Origin of the sequence: Amycolatopsis kentuckyensis, assembly GCF_041679295.1 — a bacterium.
In the GTDB taxonomy this organism is placed as follows: domain Bacteria; phylum Actinomycetota; class Actinomycetes; order Mycobacteriales; family Pseudonocardiaceae; genus Amycolatopsis; species Amycolatopsis kentuckyensis_A.
Window position 1 is genome coordinate 534,050 of the sequence record NZ_JBGDMD010000003.1, and the last position, 14,246, is coordinate 548,295.

A 14,246-nucleotide genomic window follows, 5' to 3' on the forward strand; every position below is an offset into this window, starting at 1 on the left:
CGCAGACCGGAAACCTGACACTGCGGGAACTCCGCGCGAGCGCGGTGTGTAATCTCCGAACGGAAATGGCGACCACCACCGACCCCACTCAGACGCCCTCGGCCGGACTGGCCGAGCGGCTCCGCGTGCCCTCGCGATTCCCGTACCGCACGATCGCCATGGGCACGGTCGGCAGCACCCTGCTCATGCTGGCCGCGTTCGGCGCCGGCGGCATCCTGATCAAGGACCCCGTGCTCGGCCACGGCCCGCTTTCGTGGATCCGCTACGGCCACGGGCGCATGCTCGCCAACGCCGTCCTGTACGTCGGCTTCGGCCTCGTCGTGTGGGCCTGGGTCCGCCTCGGCCGCTACGTGCTGGCCGGGCGCATCGGCAGCCGTCCCATCCTGGTCGCCGCCGGCTGCTGGATGGCACCGCTGCTCATCTCGCCGCCGCTGTTCACCCGCGACGTCTTCTCCTACCTCGGCCAGGGCGCCCAGCTGCTCTACGGGCTCGACCCGTACGCCAACGGCCCCGCCGAGCTCGACGTGCTCCCGAACGTCGTGCAGAACGTCCACCCGCTCTGGCAGACCACGCCGGCGCCGTACGGGCCGCTGTTCCTGCTGATCTCGAAGGGCGTCGTCGCCACCACCGGCGACAACATGATCCTCGGCGTCATCCTCATGCGCGTCGTGCTGCTGGCCGGCCTGGCCGGGACGCTGTGGGCGCTCCCGCGGCTGGTCAAGCACCTCGGCGGCAAGCTCCCGGTCGCGCTGTGGCTCGCGGTGGCCAGCCCGATGATGGTGATCCACCTCTTCGGCGGCCCGCACAACGACCTGATGATGCTCGCGTTCCTCACCATCGGCGTCCTGGCCGCCCTGGAACGCAAGCACGTGGCCGCGGTCGTCCTGGTTACGATCGGCATGCTGATCAAGCCGACGGCGGCGATCGCGCTGCCGTTCATCGTCTGGATGTGGGCCAACCACCTCGAAGGCGAGGCGAAGGTCCGCAACTTCCTGCGCGCCGGCGCCGCCTCGGTGGGCCTGTTCCTGCCGGTGTTCGTCGCGGGCACGTGGATCTCGCTGGGTTCGCTGAACATGGGCTGGTGGTCCGGGCTCAAGGCCCCGCAGCTCATCGCGAACTGGCTGAACATCCCCACCGGCATCGGCGAGGTGTTCTACAACCTGGTCCACATCGTCGTGGACGTCCAGGTGTCCCCGTTCGTCACGGTCGCCCGCGCCGCGGGCATGCTGGTCCTGATCGGCTTCGGCATCCGCCAGTGGTGGCTCGCCCGTGGCGGCGGCACGGAGGCGGTCTACCGGGCGGGCATCTCGCTCCTCGCGGTCGCGATCCTCATGCCGCCGACCCTGCCGTGGTACCTGACCTGGGGTTTCGTGCTCCTGTCGGCGTTCAAGTGGCAGCCGAGGCACCTGGCGCTCGTGGTGGCGGTGTCGGTGTTCGTGACGCTGGTGTACTACCCGACGGGCGAGCAGGCCCTGTACGACTGGTGGTTCATCGCGCTGGTCGTGGTGGCGAGCCTGTACTCGGCGGCGTCGCTGCTGCGCCCGGACCCGCTGGGCATCATCGACGCCTGGCGCCGCCCGGAAAAGTTCCTCCGCGACTAGGAAGCCGTCCAGCCTCGCCAGGTGTGGACCTGCGTGACCACCACCGCGTGCTCCGGCGGCCGCCCCGCGTACTGCTCGTACTTCTCGACCAGCCACGAAACCGGCTCGGCGCCCGGCGCCAGTACCCGCGCGGTGCCGTCCGCGCGGGCCCACCACAGCCGGGACCAGTCCTCGTCGTAGCCGTCGGCTAGGAAGCACACCGCCGGGTTCTCCGCGATGTTGCGCAGCCGCCGCAACGCCACGGAAGACTTCGGTTTGTGGTCCACCGCGAACACCACCTGATCACCCCGCACCGCGAACGTCACCGGCACCAGGTGCGGCGCCCCGGCCGCCGACACCGTCGCCAGCCGGGCGACCCGCGCCTGGGCGAACCGGGAACGCGCCTCGTCCGGGGTCACGTCAGCGCCGGGCTGTCGAACGTCAACGTCCCCAGGTCCGCGTCCAGCGTCACCGGCACGCCCAGCGGCAACGTCGGCGACGACGCCACGTGCCCGAACCCGAACTCCTCCACCAGCGGCACCCCCAACGGCCCCAGCCGCTCCAGCAGCAGCGCGCGCACCTCCGCCGGATCCCCGCACGCCGCCCACGAACCCAGCACGATCCCGCGAACCCCGGCGAACCAGCCGCTGCGCAGCAGCTGCGTCAGCATCCGGTCCAGCCGGTACACGCTCTCCGTGACGTCCTCCAGCAGCACCACCGCGTCCCGCGCCGACCCCTGCTCCGGCGTCCCGATCCCGGCCGCCAGCAGCGACAGGTTCCCGCCCGTCAGCACGCCCGACGCCCGGCCCGGCACCAACGCCGAACCGCCGCGCACCACCACGTTCAGCTCGGGCTCGAACAGCGACCGCCGCAGGTGCTCGACCGCGAAGTCGTCGAAGAGCACGCTCGCCGGCATCGGCGAGAACAAAGTGGACAGTCCCAAGTGGACGTTCACCGCCCGGTGCAGCGCCGTGACGTCCGACGACCCGGCCAGCACCTTCGGGCCCGCTTCCCGCAACGCCGCCCAGTCCACCAGGTCCAGCATCCGCTGCACGCCGTAGCCGCCGCGCGCGGCCAGCACGCACCGCACGCCCGGGTCCAGCCACGCCTCGGTGAACTCCGCCGCCCGCGCGGCGTCCGAACCGGACAGGTAAGGCGGCGATCCGGGCGAAGAACGCACGCACGGCCCGACCCGCAGCTCGACACCCCAGCCGCGCAGCACCGGCACCGCCTTCTCCAGCAGGTCCGCCGGCACCGGCCCGGCCGGCGCCACCAGCGCGACCGTGTCACCCGCCCGCAACCGAGGGGGCCTCACCGCGACAGCTCCAGCTTCGCGACACCCGGCGTCTCGAACCCGAGCACCTGGCCGTAGAACGACAGTTCCGCCTCCAACGCCGCCACGATCGTCGACGCCTGCCGGAACCCGTGCTGCTCCCCGGGAAACCGCTGGTAGGCGTACGGGATCCCGCGCCCTTCCAGCCCGGCCACGAATCGGTCGGCCTGCTCCGGCGGGCAGATCCGGTCCTCGAGGCCCTGCTGGAACAGCACCGGCCCGGCCAGCGCCGCCGAGTTCGCCAGCGGCGACCGCTCGACGTACCGCTGCCGCGCCGACGGCAGCGGCCCGATCAGCCCGTCCAGGTACCGCGACTCGAAGTCGTGCGTGTCGCCCTCGGTGCCGGTCCACCCGGCCAGGTCCAGCACGGGGTACATCACCGTGCCCGCCCGGTAGGTCTTCGTCGTCGTGAGCGACGCCGCCGCGGTGAACCCGCCCGCGCTGCCGCCCCGGATCGCCAGCCGGTCGCCGTCGGCCAGCCCGGCCGCCACCAGCGCCTCGGCCACCGCGACGCAGTCGGCGACGTCGACCACGCCCCACTGCTCCCGCAGCCGCTCCCGGTAGGCGCGCCCGAAGCCGGTCGACCCGCCGTAGTTCACCGCCGCCACCGCGAGGCCCCGGCTGGTGAAGTACGCCAGCTCCAGGTCCAGCAGCGGCAGGTACTGCCCGGTCGGCCCGCCGTGGACGTGCACCAGCAGCGGCGGCCGCTCACCCTCGGGAGCCGCGAACTCCGGGTTCCGCGGCAGGTACAGCACCACGGGCACGGTCTCGCCGTCCGCGGTGCTGAACACCCGCTCCTGCGGCTCCGGCAGGAACGCCGCGGGCAGCTCCGGCTGCGGCGTCAGGTCCGTCACCGCGCCGTCGAGCGAAACCCGCACGACAGCGGACTCCCGCGCCGGCCCGCCCGCGACGCCCACGACGTCGCCGCCGGCCACCGCGAAGCCGGTCGACGACCACGCCGTCAGCTCGTCCGCGACCGGCGTCACCGAACCGTCCGCCTCGTCGAGCACGGCCAGCCGCCCCGACACCAGTACCGCGTGCCGCCCGCCGCCGAGCGGCGCGAACCACCGCGACCCCGCCTTCCACAACGGCCCGCCCAGCTCGCGCTCCACCGGCGCGAGATTCACCACCGACCCGTCGAGGCCGACGCGGTGCAGGTTCCACCAGCCGTCCGGGTCCAGCAGCGCCAGCAGCGACGCCGGCGTCTCCCACTCGACCTGGCACACCGAGACGTCGGCGCCGCCGGCCAGCACGCGGTGCGGCCCGAAGGTGCCGTCCTCGGCGACGGGCGCCACGCACAGCTCGGTCCCGTCCCAAGGCATCGCCGGGTGGTCCCAGCCGAACCACGCCGCGTGCCGCCCGTCCGGCGCGAGCTTCGGCGCGGTCAGGAAGTGGTGGCTCGCGGCCAGCACCCGCTCACCGCTGCCGTCCACGGCGATCGCCACCAGCTCACGGGAGACGTCGGTCGGGCGTGGCCCGACAGCGCGCTCCCGCACCGCCCACACCTCGCCGGGCCGCCCCGCCCCCAGGTCGCCGTAGCGGACGCCCTGGGGCTCCGCGGGCTCCGGCGTGATCGGCACGACACCGGTTTCGCCCACGGCGTAAACGCGCTGATCGGCCCAGTGCGTGAAGACCACCACACCACCGGCGACCGCCCACGGCCGCCCGCCGTATTCGTGCAGCCGGTTGCGGACGTTCCACGGCGCCGGCAGCACGTCCTCGGTCCCGCCGGGACCGGCCTTCACCAGGGCGACCCGGCCCTGCTCACCGGGCCGCGCCTCGGCCCACCACACCTCGTCCCCGACGACGTCGAGCCACTGCGGGCCGCCACCGGCGGCGGCCACCTCGGCGGCGGTGATGGGCGAGGACCAGGTTCCGTACGGGGAGATCCGAGACACCCCCAGAGGCTAGCGGCCCGCGAAGGTGGGGCGGCGGATGCCGATCATGCGCCGGTGGCCTAGGGTCGACAGTGCTATGTCTCGCGTAATCCACGTCTTCCGCCAGCCGGATCGGTTCGTCGCCGGCACCGTCGGCGAGCCCGGCGATCGCACGTTCTACCTCCAGGCTTCCGAGGACGTGCGCACCATCAGCGTCACCATCGAAAAGCAGCAGGTCGTCGTCCTCGCGGAGCGCCTCGGCTCGCTGCTGGAAGAGGTCGCCAGCCGCTTCGGTGCCGACGTCCCCGACGACGCCCCCGACGACCTCGTCGACCTCGACCCCCTCACCGTGCCGGTCGAGGAGGAGTTCCGCGTCGGCACCATGGGCCTGGGCTGGGACGCCGACAGCAGCGCCGTCGTCATCGAGCTGCTCGCCATCACCGAGGGCGAGGTCGACGAAACGGTCGTGCTGGACGACACCGAGGAGGGCCCGGACGCCGTCCGCGTCTTCCTCAGCCCGGCCGCCGCCCGCGCCTTCGCCGAACGCGCCGACCGCGTCGTCAACGCCGGCCGCAAACCCTGCCCGCTGTGCGGGGAGCCGCTCGACCCGAACGGGCACATCTGCCCCCGGCAGAACGGCTACCGGCGCGAGACCGACGCGGACGAAGACTGACCATGGCCACGACCCCCGATCCGGCCGACCCGGCGGCGCGCGAGCTGGTCACCCACGGCCGCATCGACGTCGAAGGCCGCCTGGTCGACGCCTCCAACGTCACGCTCTTCTGCGCGATCGAGCTCGACGGCGTGACCGGCCGGGTCGTCTACAAGCCGGTGTCGGGGGAGCGGCCGCTGTGGGACTTCCCCGACGGCACCCTGGCCGGGCGCGAGGTCGCGACCGCGATCATCAGCGACACCGCCGGCCTCGGCGCGATCCCGCCGACCGTGCTGCGCGACGGCCCGTTCGGCCCCGGCATGGTCCAGCTGTGGGTCGAGACCACCGAGGACGACCTCGTCGAAGTCCTCCCGCCCGACGAGGTCCCCGACGGCTGGCGGCCGGTGCTGCACGCCCACGACCGGCTCGGCGAGCCGGCGGTGCTGGTCCACGCCGACCACGCCGGGCTGCGCGACCTCGCCGTGCTCGACATCGTCGTCAACAACACCGACCGCAAGGGCGGGCACCTGCTGCCCGGCGTCGACGGCCGCGTCTACGGCGTCGACCACGGCATCTGCCTGCACACCGACCCGAAGCTGCGGACCGTCCTGTGGGGCTGGATCGGCGAGCCCGTGCCGCCGGACGCCGTCGAGAAGCTGCGCAAGCTGCGGTCGGAGCTCGACGGCGGCCTCGGCAAGACCCTGGCGGAGCACATCACCAGGTTCGAGGTCCGGGCCCTGGCCGAGCGCACCGACCTGCTGCTCACCGAGGGCATCTTCCCCGAACCCGGCGACGACTGGCGTGCCATCCCGTGGCCGCTGTTCTAGTCGACGACGCCGCCCGCGCGCGGCTGGTCGACCGCTTCGGCGCCGAGCTGGCCGAACCCTGGTGCGACGCGCTCCCGGACGTCGTCGCCCGGCTGTGTGCCCGGTGGCACCTCGAAGTCCGCGAGGCCCGCCCCGGCAACACCGGCCGCACGCTGCTGTGCACCGGTCCCGGCGGCGACCTGCGCGTCCTCAAGCTGACCCCGGACCCCGAAGTCGCCCGCCTGGAGCTCACCGGGCTGAACGCCTGGGCCGGCTGCTCCCGCGTCGTCCAGGTCCTCGACGCCGACCTCGACGTCAACGCGATCCTCCTGGAAGGCCTGGTCCCGGGCACCCAGCTCGACGGCGACGTCCCGTGGGCGCAGATCGGCGAACTGCTCGACCAGCTGCACTCCGTCGAGCCCGTCGGCGAGTTCCGGCGGCTGGCCGAGGGTATCGAGTTCATCTTCGCCCTCTCCGAACGCCGGCGCCGTGAAACGGCGGCCGCGGAGCACATGAGCGCGGAGATCCTCGAGCAGGGCCGTCGGCGCGCGCTCGAGCTCGCCACCAGCGGGCCGGTCACGCTCATCCACGGCGACCTGCACCCGGCGAACGTCCTCGACGCCGGGCCCGGCCGCGGCGCCGTCGCCATCGACCCGCGGCCCGGCCTCGGCGACCCGTCGCTCGACGCCATCGACTGGGTGTTCGTGCCGATGGCCGCCGGCGGCACGATCGACGACGGCCTCGCCGCGCTCGCCCCGCACGTGACGGACTTCGACGCCGAGCGCGTCCGCGCCTGGTGCGTCGCGATGGCTCCGCTGATCGCGCTCGCGCCGTTGCGTCGCGGAGAGCCGTCGCCGTTCACCGACCGGGTCCTCGAACTCGCCCGCTGACGGCGTGGCATGACCCGTCCGGGTGCCGATCACCACTAGGTTGCCTGGTCGTGCGCTCCCACTCGTATGACGACGTGCTCGCCGGCCCGCGCCGCAAGAAGGTGCCCGAAGTGCCTGCCGAACCCGGCCTGGTCGTCGAGGACCCGGCCAGCGGTTACTGCGGCGCGGTGGTGAAGATCGAGTACGGGAACGTCGTGCTCGAGGACGCCAAGGGCCGCCACCGCGTCTTCCCGCTCGCCCCCGCCGGGTTCCTGCTCGAAGGCAAGCCGGTCACGCTGGTGCCGTACCGCGCCCCGGCGAAAGCCCCGGCCCGGCAGGTCTCGGCCTCCGGTTCGGTCCGCGTCCAAGGCCTGAAGGCCCGCGTCGCCCGCGACTCGCGCATCTGGGTGGAAGGCAAGCACGACGCCGAGCTCGTCGAACGCGTCTGGGGCCACGACCTGCGCGTCGAAGGCGTCGTCGTGGAACCGCTCGACGGCGTCGACGTCCTGGCCGACCGGATCGCCGAGTTCGGCACCGGCCCCGGCCGCCGGCTCGGCGTCCTCGTCGACCACCTCGTCCCCGGCAGCAAGGAGTCCCTTCTCGTCGAGGCCGTCCACGACGAGAACGTGCTGGTCACCGGCCACCCGTACATCGACGTCTGGGAGGCCGTGCGCCCCGCCGCGGTCGGGATCAGGGCGTGGCCGAAGATCCCGCGCGGCACCGAGTGGAAGCAGGGGATCTGCGACGCGCTCGGCTGGGGGCAACCTTTCGAAGGCTGGCAACGTGTCCTGAGTGGGGTGGGCAGTTTCCGCGACCTTGAGACCCCGCTCATCGGGGCCGTGGAACGGCTCATCGACTTCGTCACCGAGCCGGCGGAAGAGGGCTGAATGTCCGGATTGTCCAAGGTCACGCGGAGGTCACGTCCCGTCACTACGCCGGTGCGAACCGGCGCGATCTGAGAGCATGAAGCCATGGCATGGGCAGTGGTCTGGTTGGTCGTCGGCATCGCCCTGATGATCGCGGAAGTCCTCTCCGGCGACTTCGTGCTGATCATGCTGGGCGTCGGCGCGCTGTTCGGCGCCGGAGCCGACGTGCTCACCGGGAACGTCTTCATCGACGTCGCCGTGTTCGCCGTCGCCTCCGTCGGCATGCTCGTGCTGGTCCGGCCCGCGCTCAAGCGCCGCTTCCTCGCCGGCACCGGGCACCGCACCGGCATCGAAGCCCTGATCGGCGCCCGCGCCGTCGTCGTGTCCACAGTGGACTATGAGGCCGGGCAGGTGAAGCTGGCCGGCGACGTCTGGTCCGCCCGCAGCCTGTCGGAGCACAGCCCGCCGATCCAGCCCGGCACGTCCGTCACCGTCGTCGAGATCTCCGGCGCCACCGCCGTCGTGTCGGCCGAGCCGTGAGCCTCGGTCTCGTCACCGTTCCCGAAGGCCGGGCCGCGGTGATCGAACGCGGTGGGCGCTTCCGCACCGTGCTCGGCCCCGGCCGCCACTTCGTCGTGCCGTTCGCCGACCGGGTCCGTGCCCGCGTCGACCTCGGCGACCAGATCCTGTCCGCCCCGCCGCGCCCGGTCGAAACCGGCGACGGCCGCGAAGTCCTGATCGGCTTTGAGGTCGTCTTCGCCGTCACCGACCCGCGGCTGGCCATCTACGAAATCAGCAACCCGGCCATCGCGATCGAACAGCTGACCACCACCGCGCTGCGGCAGGAGGCGAGCCTGACCACCGGCGAGCGCGCCGTCACCGCACCGGGGGAACTGCACCGTACAGTGTGGACGGTCCTGCACGACACCACCGGCCGCTGGGGCATCGCCGCGAAGGAGCTCAAGCTCGAGGTGAGCCCGCCCGCGGCGCCCGGACCACCGTCAACCGCGCAAGAATGGTACTAGGTAAGGGGAAGATCTCTTGACCACCACAGTAGCGATCGTCGTGGTCGTCTTACTGGCTCTCTTCGTGATCATCACGGTAGCCAAGGCGATCATGGTCGTGCCGCAGGCGCAGTCGGCGGTGATCGAGCGGCTGGGCCGGTTCCGCACGGTGGCCTCGCCCGGGCTGACCTTCCTGGTGCCGTTCCTGGACAAGGTGCGGGCCCGGATCGACCTGCGCGAGCAGGTCGTCTCGTTCCCGCCGCAGCCGGTGATCACCGAGGACAACCTGACGGTGTCGATCGACACCGTCGTGTACTTCCAGGTGACCGACTCCCGCGCCGCGGTGTACGAGATCTCCAACTACATCGTCGGTGTCGAGCAGCTGACCACCACCACCCTGCGCAACGTGGTCGGTGGCATGAGCCTCGAGCAGACGCTGACCTCGCGCGACTCGATCAACACGCAGCTGCGCGGCGTGCTCGACGAGGCGACCGGCCGCTGGGGCATCCGCGTCGGCCGCGTCGAGCTCAAGGCGATCGACCCGCCGCCCTCCATCCAGGACTCGATGGAGAAGCAGATGCGCGCCGACCGTGAGAAGCGCGCCATGATCCTCACCGCGGAAGGTCAGCGGGAGTCCGCGATCAAGACCGCGGAAGGCCAGAAGCAGAGCCAGATCCTGTCGGCCGAAGGTGCCCGCCAGGCCACCATCCTCGCGGCCGAGGCCGAGCGGCAGTCCCGGATCCTGCGGGCCCAGGGTGAGCGCGCCGCGCGGTACCTGCAGGCGCAGGGCCAGGCGAAGGCGATCGAGAAGGTGTTCGCCGCGATCAAGGCCGGCCGCCCGACGCCGGAGGTGCTGGCCTACCAGTACCTGCAGACGCTGCCGCAGATGGCGCAGGGCGACGCGAACAAGGTCTGGATGATCCCGAGCGACTACGGCAAGGCCCTGGAAGGCTTCGCCCGCGCGCTCGGCGCCCCCGGCGACGACGGCGTGTTCCGCTACGAGCCGCCGAAGGACGACACCGTGCCGGACAAGGTCGACGTCGAGGACGAAGAGGTCGCCAGCTGGTTCGAGACGAAGAGCGACCCGAAGGTCGCCGAAGCCGTCGCGGCGGCGGAAGCCGTGGCACGCCAGGAGGTCCCGGCCCTCGGGACGCCGTCGGCCCCGCCCGCGCGGCCGTCGATCCCGCGCCCGGTGCAGCAGCAGCCCGAGCCCGAGGCGGACGAGGAACGCGGCACCGAGGTCGCGCCGGCCCCGCAGCAGCCGCAGCCCCTGCAGAACCCGCCGACCCCGCAGAGCGGCCAGCCGCTCCCGCAGCCGCAGCAGCCGGCCGGACCGCCCCCGGGCGGCCAGTACCAGGGCCAGCCGCCGCAGTCCCCGCCGCCGGGCCAGTTCGGCGGCCCGCAGAACCCGGGCAGCGGACCGTTCCCGCAGCAGCCCCCGTTCGGCGGCCCGCGCCGCTGACGCGTCCGTGAGAAAGGGCCCGGCCATCGAAATGCGGTGGCCGGGCCCTTTCTCGTGGGGTCAGCGTTGGTAGACGGTCACGTCGTCGATGTCGGCCTTCGACCGGTCCCGCAGGAAGATCACGCACAGCACCGTGACCACCGCCGACAGGATGATGTAGCCCGAAATCGAGTACGGCGTCCCCGTGGTGTGCAGCAGCCACGTCGCCAGCAGCGGCGCCGGCCCGCCCGCGAACACCGACGCCAGCTGGTACCCCAGCCCCGCGCCGCCGTAGCGCAGGTGCGTCGGGAAGCTCTCGCCGATCAGCGCCGCCTGCGGCCCGTACTGCAGCGCGTGCGGGATGAACGACACGACCACCGCCACGAACACCAGCGCGTGGTTGCCGTGCGCGAGGATCGTGAAGTACGGGAACGCGATCACGGCGGTGAACACCGCACCCGCCAGGTACACCCGCTTGCGGCCGATGCGGTCGGACAGGTTCGAGAAGAACGGGATCAGCGCCAGCTCGCACGCGGCGCCGACGAGGACCGCGTTGAGCACGAACGTCTTGCTGAACTCGTGCCGCGACACGACGTAGATCAGCACGTAGCTGGTGAACAGGTAGAACGGCATCTGCTCGCTGAACCGCACGCCGGCCGAGAGCAGGATTTCGCGCCAGTGGTGGCGGATCGCGTCGAGCACCGGCGTCCGCGCGGTCTGCCGGTTCTCGATCAGCTTCGCGAACATCGGCGTCTCGAGGATCTTCAGCCGGATCACGAGGCCGACCCCGACCAGGACGAGGCTGGCCAGGAACGGCAGCCGCCAGCCCCACGAGTCGAACGCGGCGGGGGAGAGCGTCGCCGACAGCAGCGTCATCCCGCCCGTGCCGAGCACCAGCCCGACCGGGACGCCGATCTGCGCGAAACTGCCCAGCAGCCCGCGCTTGCGCTGGTCGCCCCACTCCATCGCGAGCAGCACCGACCCGCTCCACTCGCCGCCGATGGCGATGCCCTGGATGAGCCGCAGCAGCACCAGCAGCAGCGGCGCGGCGAAGCCGATGGCCGAGGTCCCGGGCAGCATCCCGACGATGCCGGAGGAGATGCCCATCAGCAGCAGCGTGACGATCAGCGTGGCCTTGCGGCCGATCCGGTCACCCCAGTGCCCGAAGATCGCAGCCCCGACCGGGCGCGCGGCGAACCCGACCGCGTAGGTCGCGAAGGACTGCATGGCGCCCGCGTAGGCACTCGACGCGGGGAAGAACAGGTGCGGGAAGACCAGCGCCGCCGCGGTGTTGTAGAGGAAGAAGTCGTACCACTCGATGGTCGTGCCGATCGCGCTCGCCAGCGCCGCACGCCGTACTTGCACCTTCCCGGACTTGCTGTCCGGTTCCACCTTGTGAGTGACTCCGTTGTCGCCTAGGACCATCTCGCAACACCTCCGGTGACTGATGTCACACAACAGTGTGACGCCCGTCGACGGTTTCGGCGATCGATGGCCGGTATCTCGTCCGGTCGGTGATGAACGGCCCGCCAGCACCTTGCCGAATCTGCAACTTTGCAGATTCGGCAACTTCCGCTACGGTGGACCCATGGACGCCCGAGGACTGCGTGAGCGCAAGAAGCAGGAGACGCGCATCGCGCTGAGCTGGGCGGCCATCCGGCTCACGGTGGAACGCGGCTACGACAACGTCCGGATCGAAGACATCGCCGCCGAAGCCGGGGTTTCCACCCGGACGTTCAGCAACTACTTCGGCAGCAAGGGCGAAGCCGTCGTCGCCCGCCACCACGACCGGGCCCGGGCGATCGCCGAAGCGCTGCGCCAGCGTCCGGAAGGCGAGCCGATCTGGACGGCCATCACCGAAGCCGCGCTCGCCGGCTTCGCCCTCGGCGAGCCGGTGACCGAAGGACGGCCGCCGGAGCAGTCGTGGGTCGACGGCCTGCGGCTGATGGTCGCGGAACCCGCACTGCAGGGCGAGTTCCAGAAAGCGGGCGCGGCGGCCGAAACCGAGATCGCGCTCGTCGTCGCCGAACGCACCGGCACCGACGCGGCCACGGACGTCTACCCGCGGCTCGTCGCGGGTGTCGTCGGCGCCGCGCTCAACACCGTCACGCAGCAGTGGCTCCTGGCCGACCGGCCGCCGTCGATGGAAGAGCTCCTGCGGGACGTCTTCGGCCGGCTCGCCGCCGGCCTGCCCGAACCACGCTGAATCCCCTCGCTCCACGCCCGCCCACGTCGCCGGGTTTCTTCGTCATGCCCTTTCACCGCAAGGAGTTCCGCCATGGAAGACGTCGTCATCGCGGGTGCCGGACCCAACGGCCTGATGCTCGCCTGCGAACTCGCCCTCGCCGGCATCCGCCCGCTCGTGCTGGAACGGCTGCCCGAGCCGACCGAGGAGAACCGCGCCAACGGCCTGGTCGGCCAGGTCGTGCGGCTGCTCGACCGGCGCGGCCTGCACGACCGCCTCGCCGGGCCGATCGGACCGCCTGTCCCCGCGTTCGTCTTCGGGGCGATGCGCCTGGACCTGACGCTGCCCGAGCACAACTCGCTGCACATCCTCGGCGTGCCGCAGCGGCGCGTCGCGGCGATGCTCGCGGAACGCGCTGCCGAACTCGGCGTCGAAATCCGCCGGGGTCACGAGCTCACCGGCCTGGTGCAGGACGCCGACGCCGTCACGATCGACTTCACCGGGCCCGCCGGGCCGGGCCGGCTCACCACCCGGTACCTCGTCGGCGCCGACGGCGGGCGCAGCATCACGCGCAAGCTGGCCGGCATCGGCTTCCCCGGCGTCACCGAGGACCGCACGCTTTCCCTCACCGCGAACGCTACCGTCCCCGCGGAGCTCGTCGACCCCGCGTCCGGCGGGCTGAACGTGCCCGGCCACGGCGTGATCCCGCCGTTCTTCCACTACCGCACCGAAACCGGCCTCTTCGTCTACGCGCCGTTCCCCACCGGGCCGCTCGTGACGACGATGGAGTGGACCGACGACGAAGAGCCGGCCGACGAGCCGTCGATGACGCTCGACGACCAGCGCGCGAGCATCGAGCGTGTGCTCGGCTTCGCGCTGCCGATCGGGCCGCCGCAGGGCGAGGGGCCGCACCTGCTGCGGCGGCTGCGCGGGCGCAACACCCGGCTGGCCGACCGGTTCCGCGAGGGCCGCGTCCTGCTGGTCGGCGACGCCGCGCACGTCCACTCCGCGATCGGCGGCCCCGGCCTGAACCTCGGCCTGCAGGACGCCGTCGGCCTCGGCTGGAAGCTCGCCGGCGAACTGCACGGCTGGGCGCCCGCCGGGCTGCTCGACACCTACGAGAGCGAACGCCGCCCGGTCGCCGAGCGCGTCGTCATGCACACCCAGGCCCAGTCCGCGCTGATCGCGCCCGGCCGCGACGTCACGGCGCTGCGGGAGCTGTTCGGCGAGCTGCTGCGGCTGCCGAGCACGGTCGAGCACATCGCCGACCTGATGTCCGGCGCCGACGTCCGCTACGAACCGGGCACCGACCACCCGCTCGACGGCCGGTGGGCCCCGGACCTGGTGCTGGCGGACGGCACCCGGCTGGCCGAGCTGACCCGGACCGCCCGGCCGTTGCTGCTGGACTTCACCGGCTCGCTCGGCGACGAGCTGCGTGGGTGGACCGACCGCGTCGACCTGGTCACCGGCCAGGCGGAGGCGGACGCGACCGCGTTGCTGATCCGCCCCGACGGCTACGTCGCCTGGGCGTCCGGCTCGGCCGAGCCCGATGACACCGAGCGGAAGGCGCTGCGGACGGCTCTCGAGCGGTGGTTCGGCGCCGGCGTTGACATGTAGGAGATCTCCTACGTAT

14 protein-coding genes are annotated in these 14,246 nt (G+C 72.2%); 10 read left to right on the plus strand and 4 right to left on the minus strand.

Annotation, left to right across the window (positions count from 1 at the left end):
- The first annotated feature begins 65 nt into the window (after positions 1–65).
- Positions 66–1,601, plus strand: a complete 1,536-nt coding sequence (mptB, locus tag ACERZO_RS14025; RefSeq protein ID WP_372665058.1) for a polyprenol phosphomannose-dependent alpha 1,6 mannosyltransferase MptB — start codon at positions 66–68, stop codon at positions 1,599–1,601.
- On the opposite strand, the gene ACERZO_RS14030 is transcribed toward mptB, so the two are convergent.
- The 3 genes from ACERZO_RS14030 to ACERZO_RS14040 are packed head-to-tail and all read right to left on the minus strand — an operon-like array spanning position 1,598 to position 4,811.
- A complete protein-coding gene (locus tag ACERZO_RS14030; RefSeq protein WP_372665059.1) occupies positions 1,598–1,999 on the minus strand; it encodes a TIGR03668 family PPOX class F420-dependent oxidoreductase in 402 nt (133 codons plus the stop codon). The genes mptB and ACERZO_RS14030 overlap by 4 nt on opposite strands.
- Positions 1,996–2,895: a S66 peptidase family protein gene (locus ACERZO_RS14035; protein ID WP_372665060.1), complete on the minus strand. Its 900-nt coding sequence runs from the start codon at positions 2,893–2,895 to the stop codon at positions 1,996–1,998. The genes ACERZO_RS14030 and ACERZO_RS14035 overlap by 4 nt, the downstream gene beginning before the upstream one ends.
- On the minus strand, positions 2,892–4,811 hold the full coding sequence (locus ACERZO_RS14040; protein ID WP_372665061.1) for a prolyl oligopeptidase family serine peptidase: 1,920 nt from the start codon (positions 4,809–4,811) through the stop codon (positions 2,892–2,894). Before ACERZO_RS14040 ends, ACERZO_RS14035 begins: the two co-directional genes overlap by 4 nt.
- A 76-nt stretch (positions 4,812–4,887) precedes the next feature.
- Here ACERZO_RS14040 and ACERZO_RS14045 point away from each other — a divergent pair, with 76 nt between their 5' ends.
- The 7 genes from ACERZO_RS14045 (at position 4,888) to ACERZO_RS14075 (ending at position 10,449) form a co-directional block, all read left to right on the plus strand.
- Positions 4,888–5,463, plus strand: coding sequence for a DUF3090 domain-containing protein (locus ACERZO_RS14045; protein WP_372665062.1), 576 nt, complete (start codon positions 4,888–4,890; stop codon positions 5,461–5,463).
- A 2-nt stretch (positions 5,464–5,465) separates the two neighbouring features.
- Positions 5,466–6,269 (plus strand): SCO1664 family protein, encoded by an 804-nt coding sequence (locus tag ACERZO_RS14050; RefSeq protein ID WP_372665063.1) that lies wholly within the window; start codon positions 5,466–5,468, stop codon positions 6,267–6,269.
- Positions 6,254–7,138 carry an aminoglycoside phosphotransferase family protein gene (locus ACERZO_RS14055; protein WP_372665064.1) on the plus strand — a complete coding sequence of 295 codons (885 nt, stop codon included), beginning with the start codon at positions 6,254–6,256 and terminating at the stop codon, positions 7,136–7,138. The genes ACERZO_RS14050 and ACERZO_RS14055 overlap by 16 nt, the downstream gene beginning before the upstream one ends.
- Positions 7,139–7,188: 50 nt before the next feature.
- Positions 7,189–8,004 (plus strand): DUF3097 domain-containing protein, encoded by an 816-nt coding sequence (locus tag ACERZO_RS14060; RefSeq protein ID WP_372665065.1) that lies wholly within the window; start codon positions 7,189–7,191, stop codon positions 8,002–8,004.
- Positions 8,005–8,088: 84 nt separating this feature from the next.
- Positions 8,089–8,523 carry an NfeD family protein gene (locus tag ACERZO_RS14065; RefSeq protein ID WP_372665066.1) on the plus strand — a complete coding sequence of 145 codons (435 nt, stop codon included), beginning with the start codon at positions 8,089–8,091 and terminating at the stop codon, positions 8,521–8,523.
- A complete protein-coding gene (locus tag ACERZO_RS14070) occupies positions 8,520–9,008 on the plus strand; it encodes an SPFH domain-containing protein (RefSeq protein ID WP_372665067.1) in 489 nt (162 codons plus the stop codon). The genes ACERZO_RS14065 and ACERZO_RS14070 overlap by 4 nt, the downstream gene beginning before the upstream one ends.
- A gap of 91 nt (positions 9,009–9,099) precedes the next feature.
- Positions 9,100–10,449 (plus strand): SPFH domain-containing protein, encoded by a 1,350-nt coding sequence (locus tag ACERZO_RS14075; protein ID WP_372665571.1) that lies wholly within the window; start codon positions 9,100–9,102, stop codon positions 10,447–10,449.
- A gap of 60 nt (positions 10,450–10,509) precedes the next feature.
- Here the strand turns inward: ACERZO_RS14075 and ACERZO_RS14080 are convergent, their stop codons facing one another.
- Positions 10,510–11,853, minus strand: a complete 1,344-nt coding sequence (locus ACERZO_RS14080) for an MFS transporter (RefSeq protein ID WP_372665068.1) — start codon at positions 11,851–11,853, stop codon at positions 10,510–10,512.
- A 163-nt stretch (positions 11,854–12,016) separates the two neighbouring features.
- Here ACERZO_RS14080 and ACERZO_RS14085 point away from each other — a divergent pair, with 163 nt between their 5' ends.
- Both ACERZO_RS14085 and ACERZO_RS14090 read left to right on the plus strand, forming a co-directional pair.
- Entirely contained in the window at positions 12,017–12,634 is a 618-nt protein-coding gene (locus ACERZO_RS14085) for an acyl-CoA-like ligand-binding transcription factor (RefSeq protein WP_372665069.1), read from the plus strand.
- 72 nt (positions 12,635–12,706) lie between these two features.
- Positions 12,707–14,230 (plus strand): FAD-dependent monooxygenase, encoded by a 1,524-nt coding sequence (locus tag ACERZO_RS14090; RefSeq protein ID WP_372665070.1) that lies wholly within the window; start codon positions 12,707–12,709, stop codon positions 14,228–14,230.
- The last annotated feature ends 16 nt before the right edge of the window (positions 14,231–14,246 follow it).

Excerpts from the sequence above, each read along its gene's own strand:
- mptB (WP_372665058.1), top strand. The coding sequence starts at position 66 with ATGGCGACCACCACCGACCCCACTCAGACGCCCTCGGCCGGACTGGCC.
- ACERZO_RS14065 (WP_372665066.1), top strand. The coding sequence starts at position 8,089 with ATGGCATGGGCAGTGGTCTGGTTGGTCGTCGGCATCGCCCTGATGATC.
- ACERZO_RS14080 (WP_372665068.1), bottom strand. The coding sequence starts at position 11,853 with ATGGTCCTAGGCGACAACGGAGTCACTCACAAGGTGGAACCGGACAGC.
- ACERZO_RS14090 (WP_372665070.1), top strand. The coding sequence starts at position 12,707 with ATGGAAGACGTCGTCATCGCGGGTGCCGGACCCAACGGCCTGATGCTC.
- ACERZO_RS14075 (WP_372665571.1), top strand. The coding sequence starts at position 9,100 with ATGGTCGTGCCGCAGGCGCAGTCGGCGGTGATCGAGCGGCTGGGCCGG.
- ACERZO_RS14050 (WP_372665063.1), top strand. The coding sequence starts at position 5,466 with ATGGCCACGACCCCCGATCCGGCCGACCCGGCGGCGCGCGAGCTGGTC.
- ACERZO_RS14045 (WP_372665062.1), top strand. The coding sequence starts at position 4,888 with ATGTCTCGCGTAATCCACGTCTTCCGCCAGCCGGATCGGTTCGTCGCC.
- ACERZO_RS14085 (WP_372665069.1), top strand. The coding sequence starts at position 12,017 with ATGGACGCCCGAGGACTGCGTGAGCGCAAGAAGCAGGAGACGCGCATC.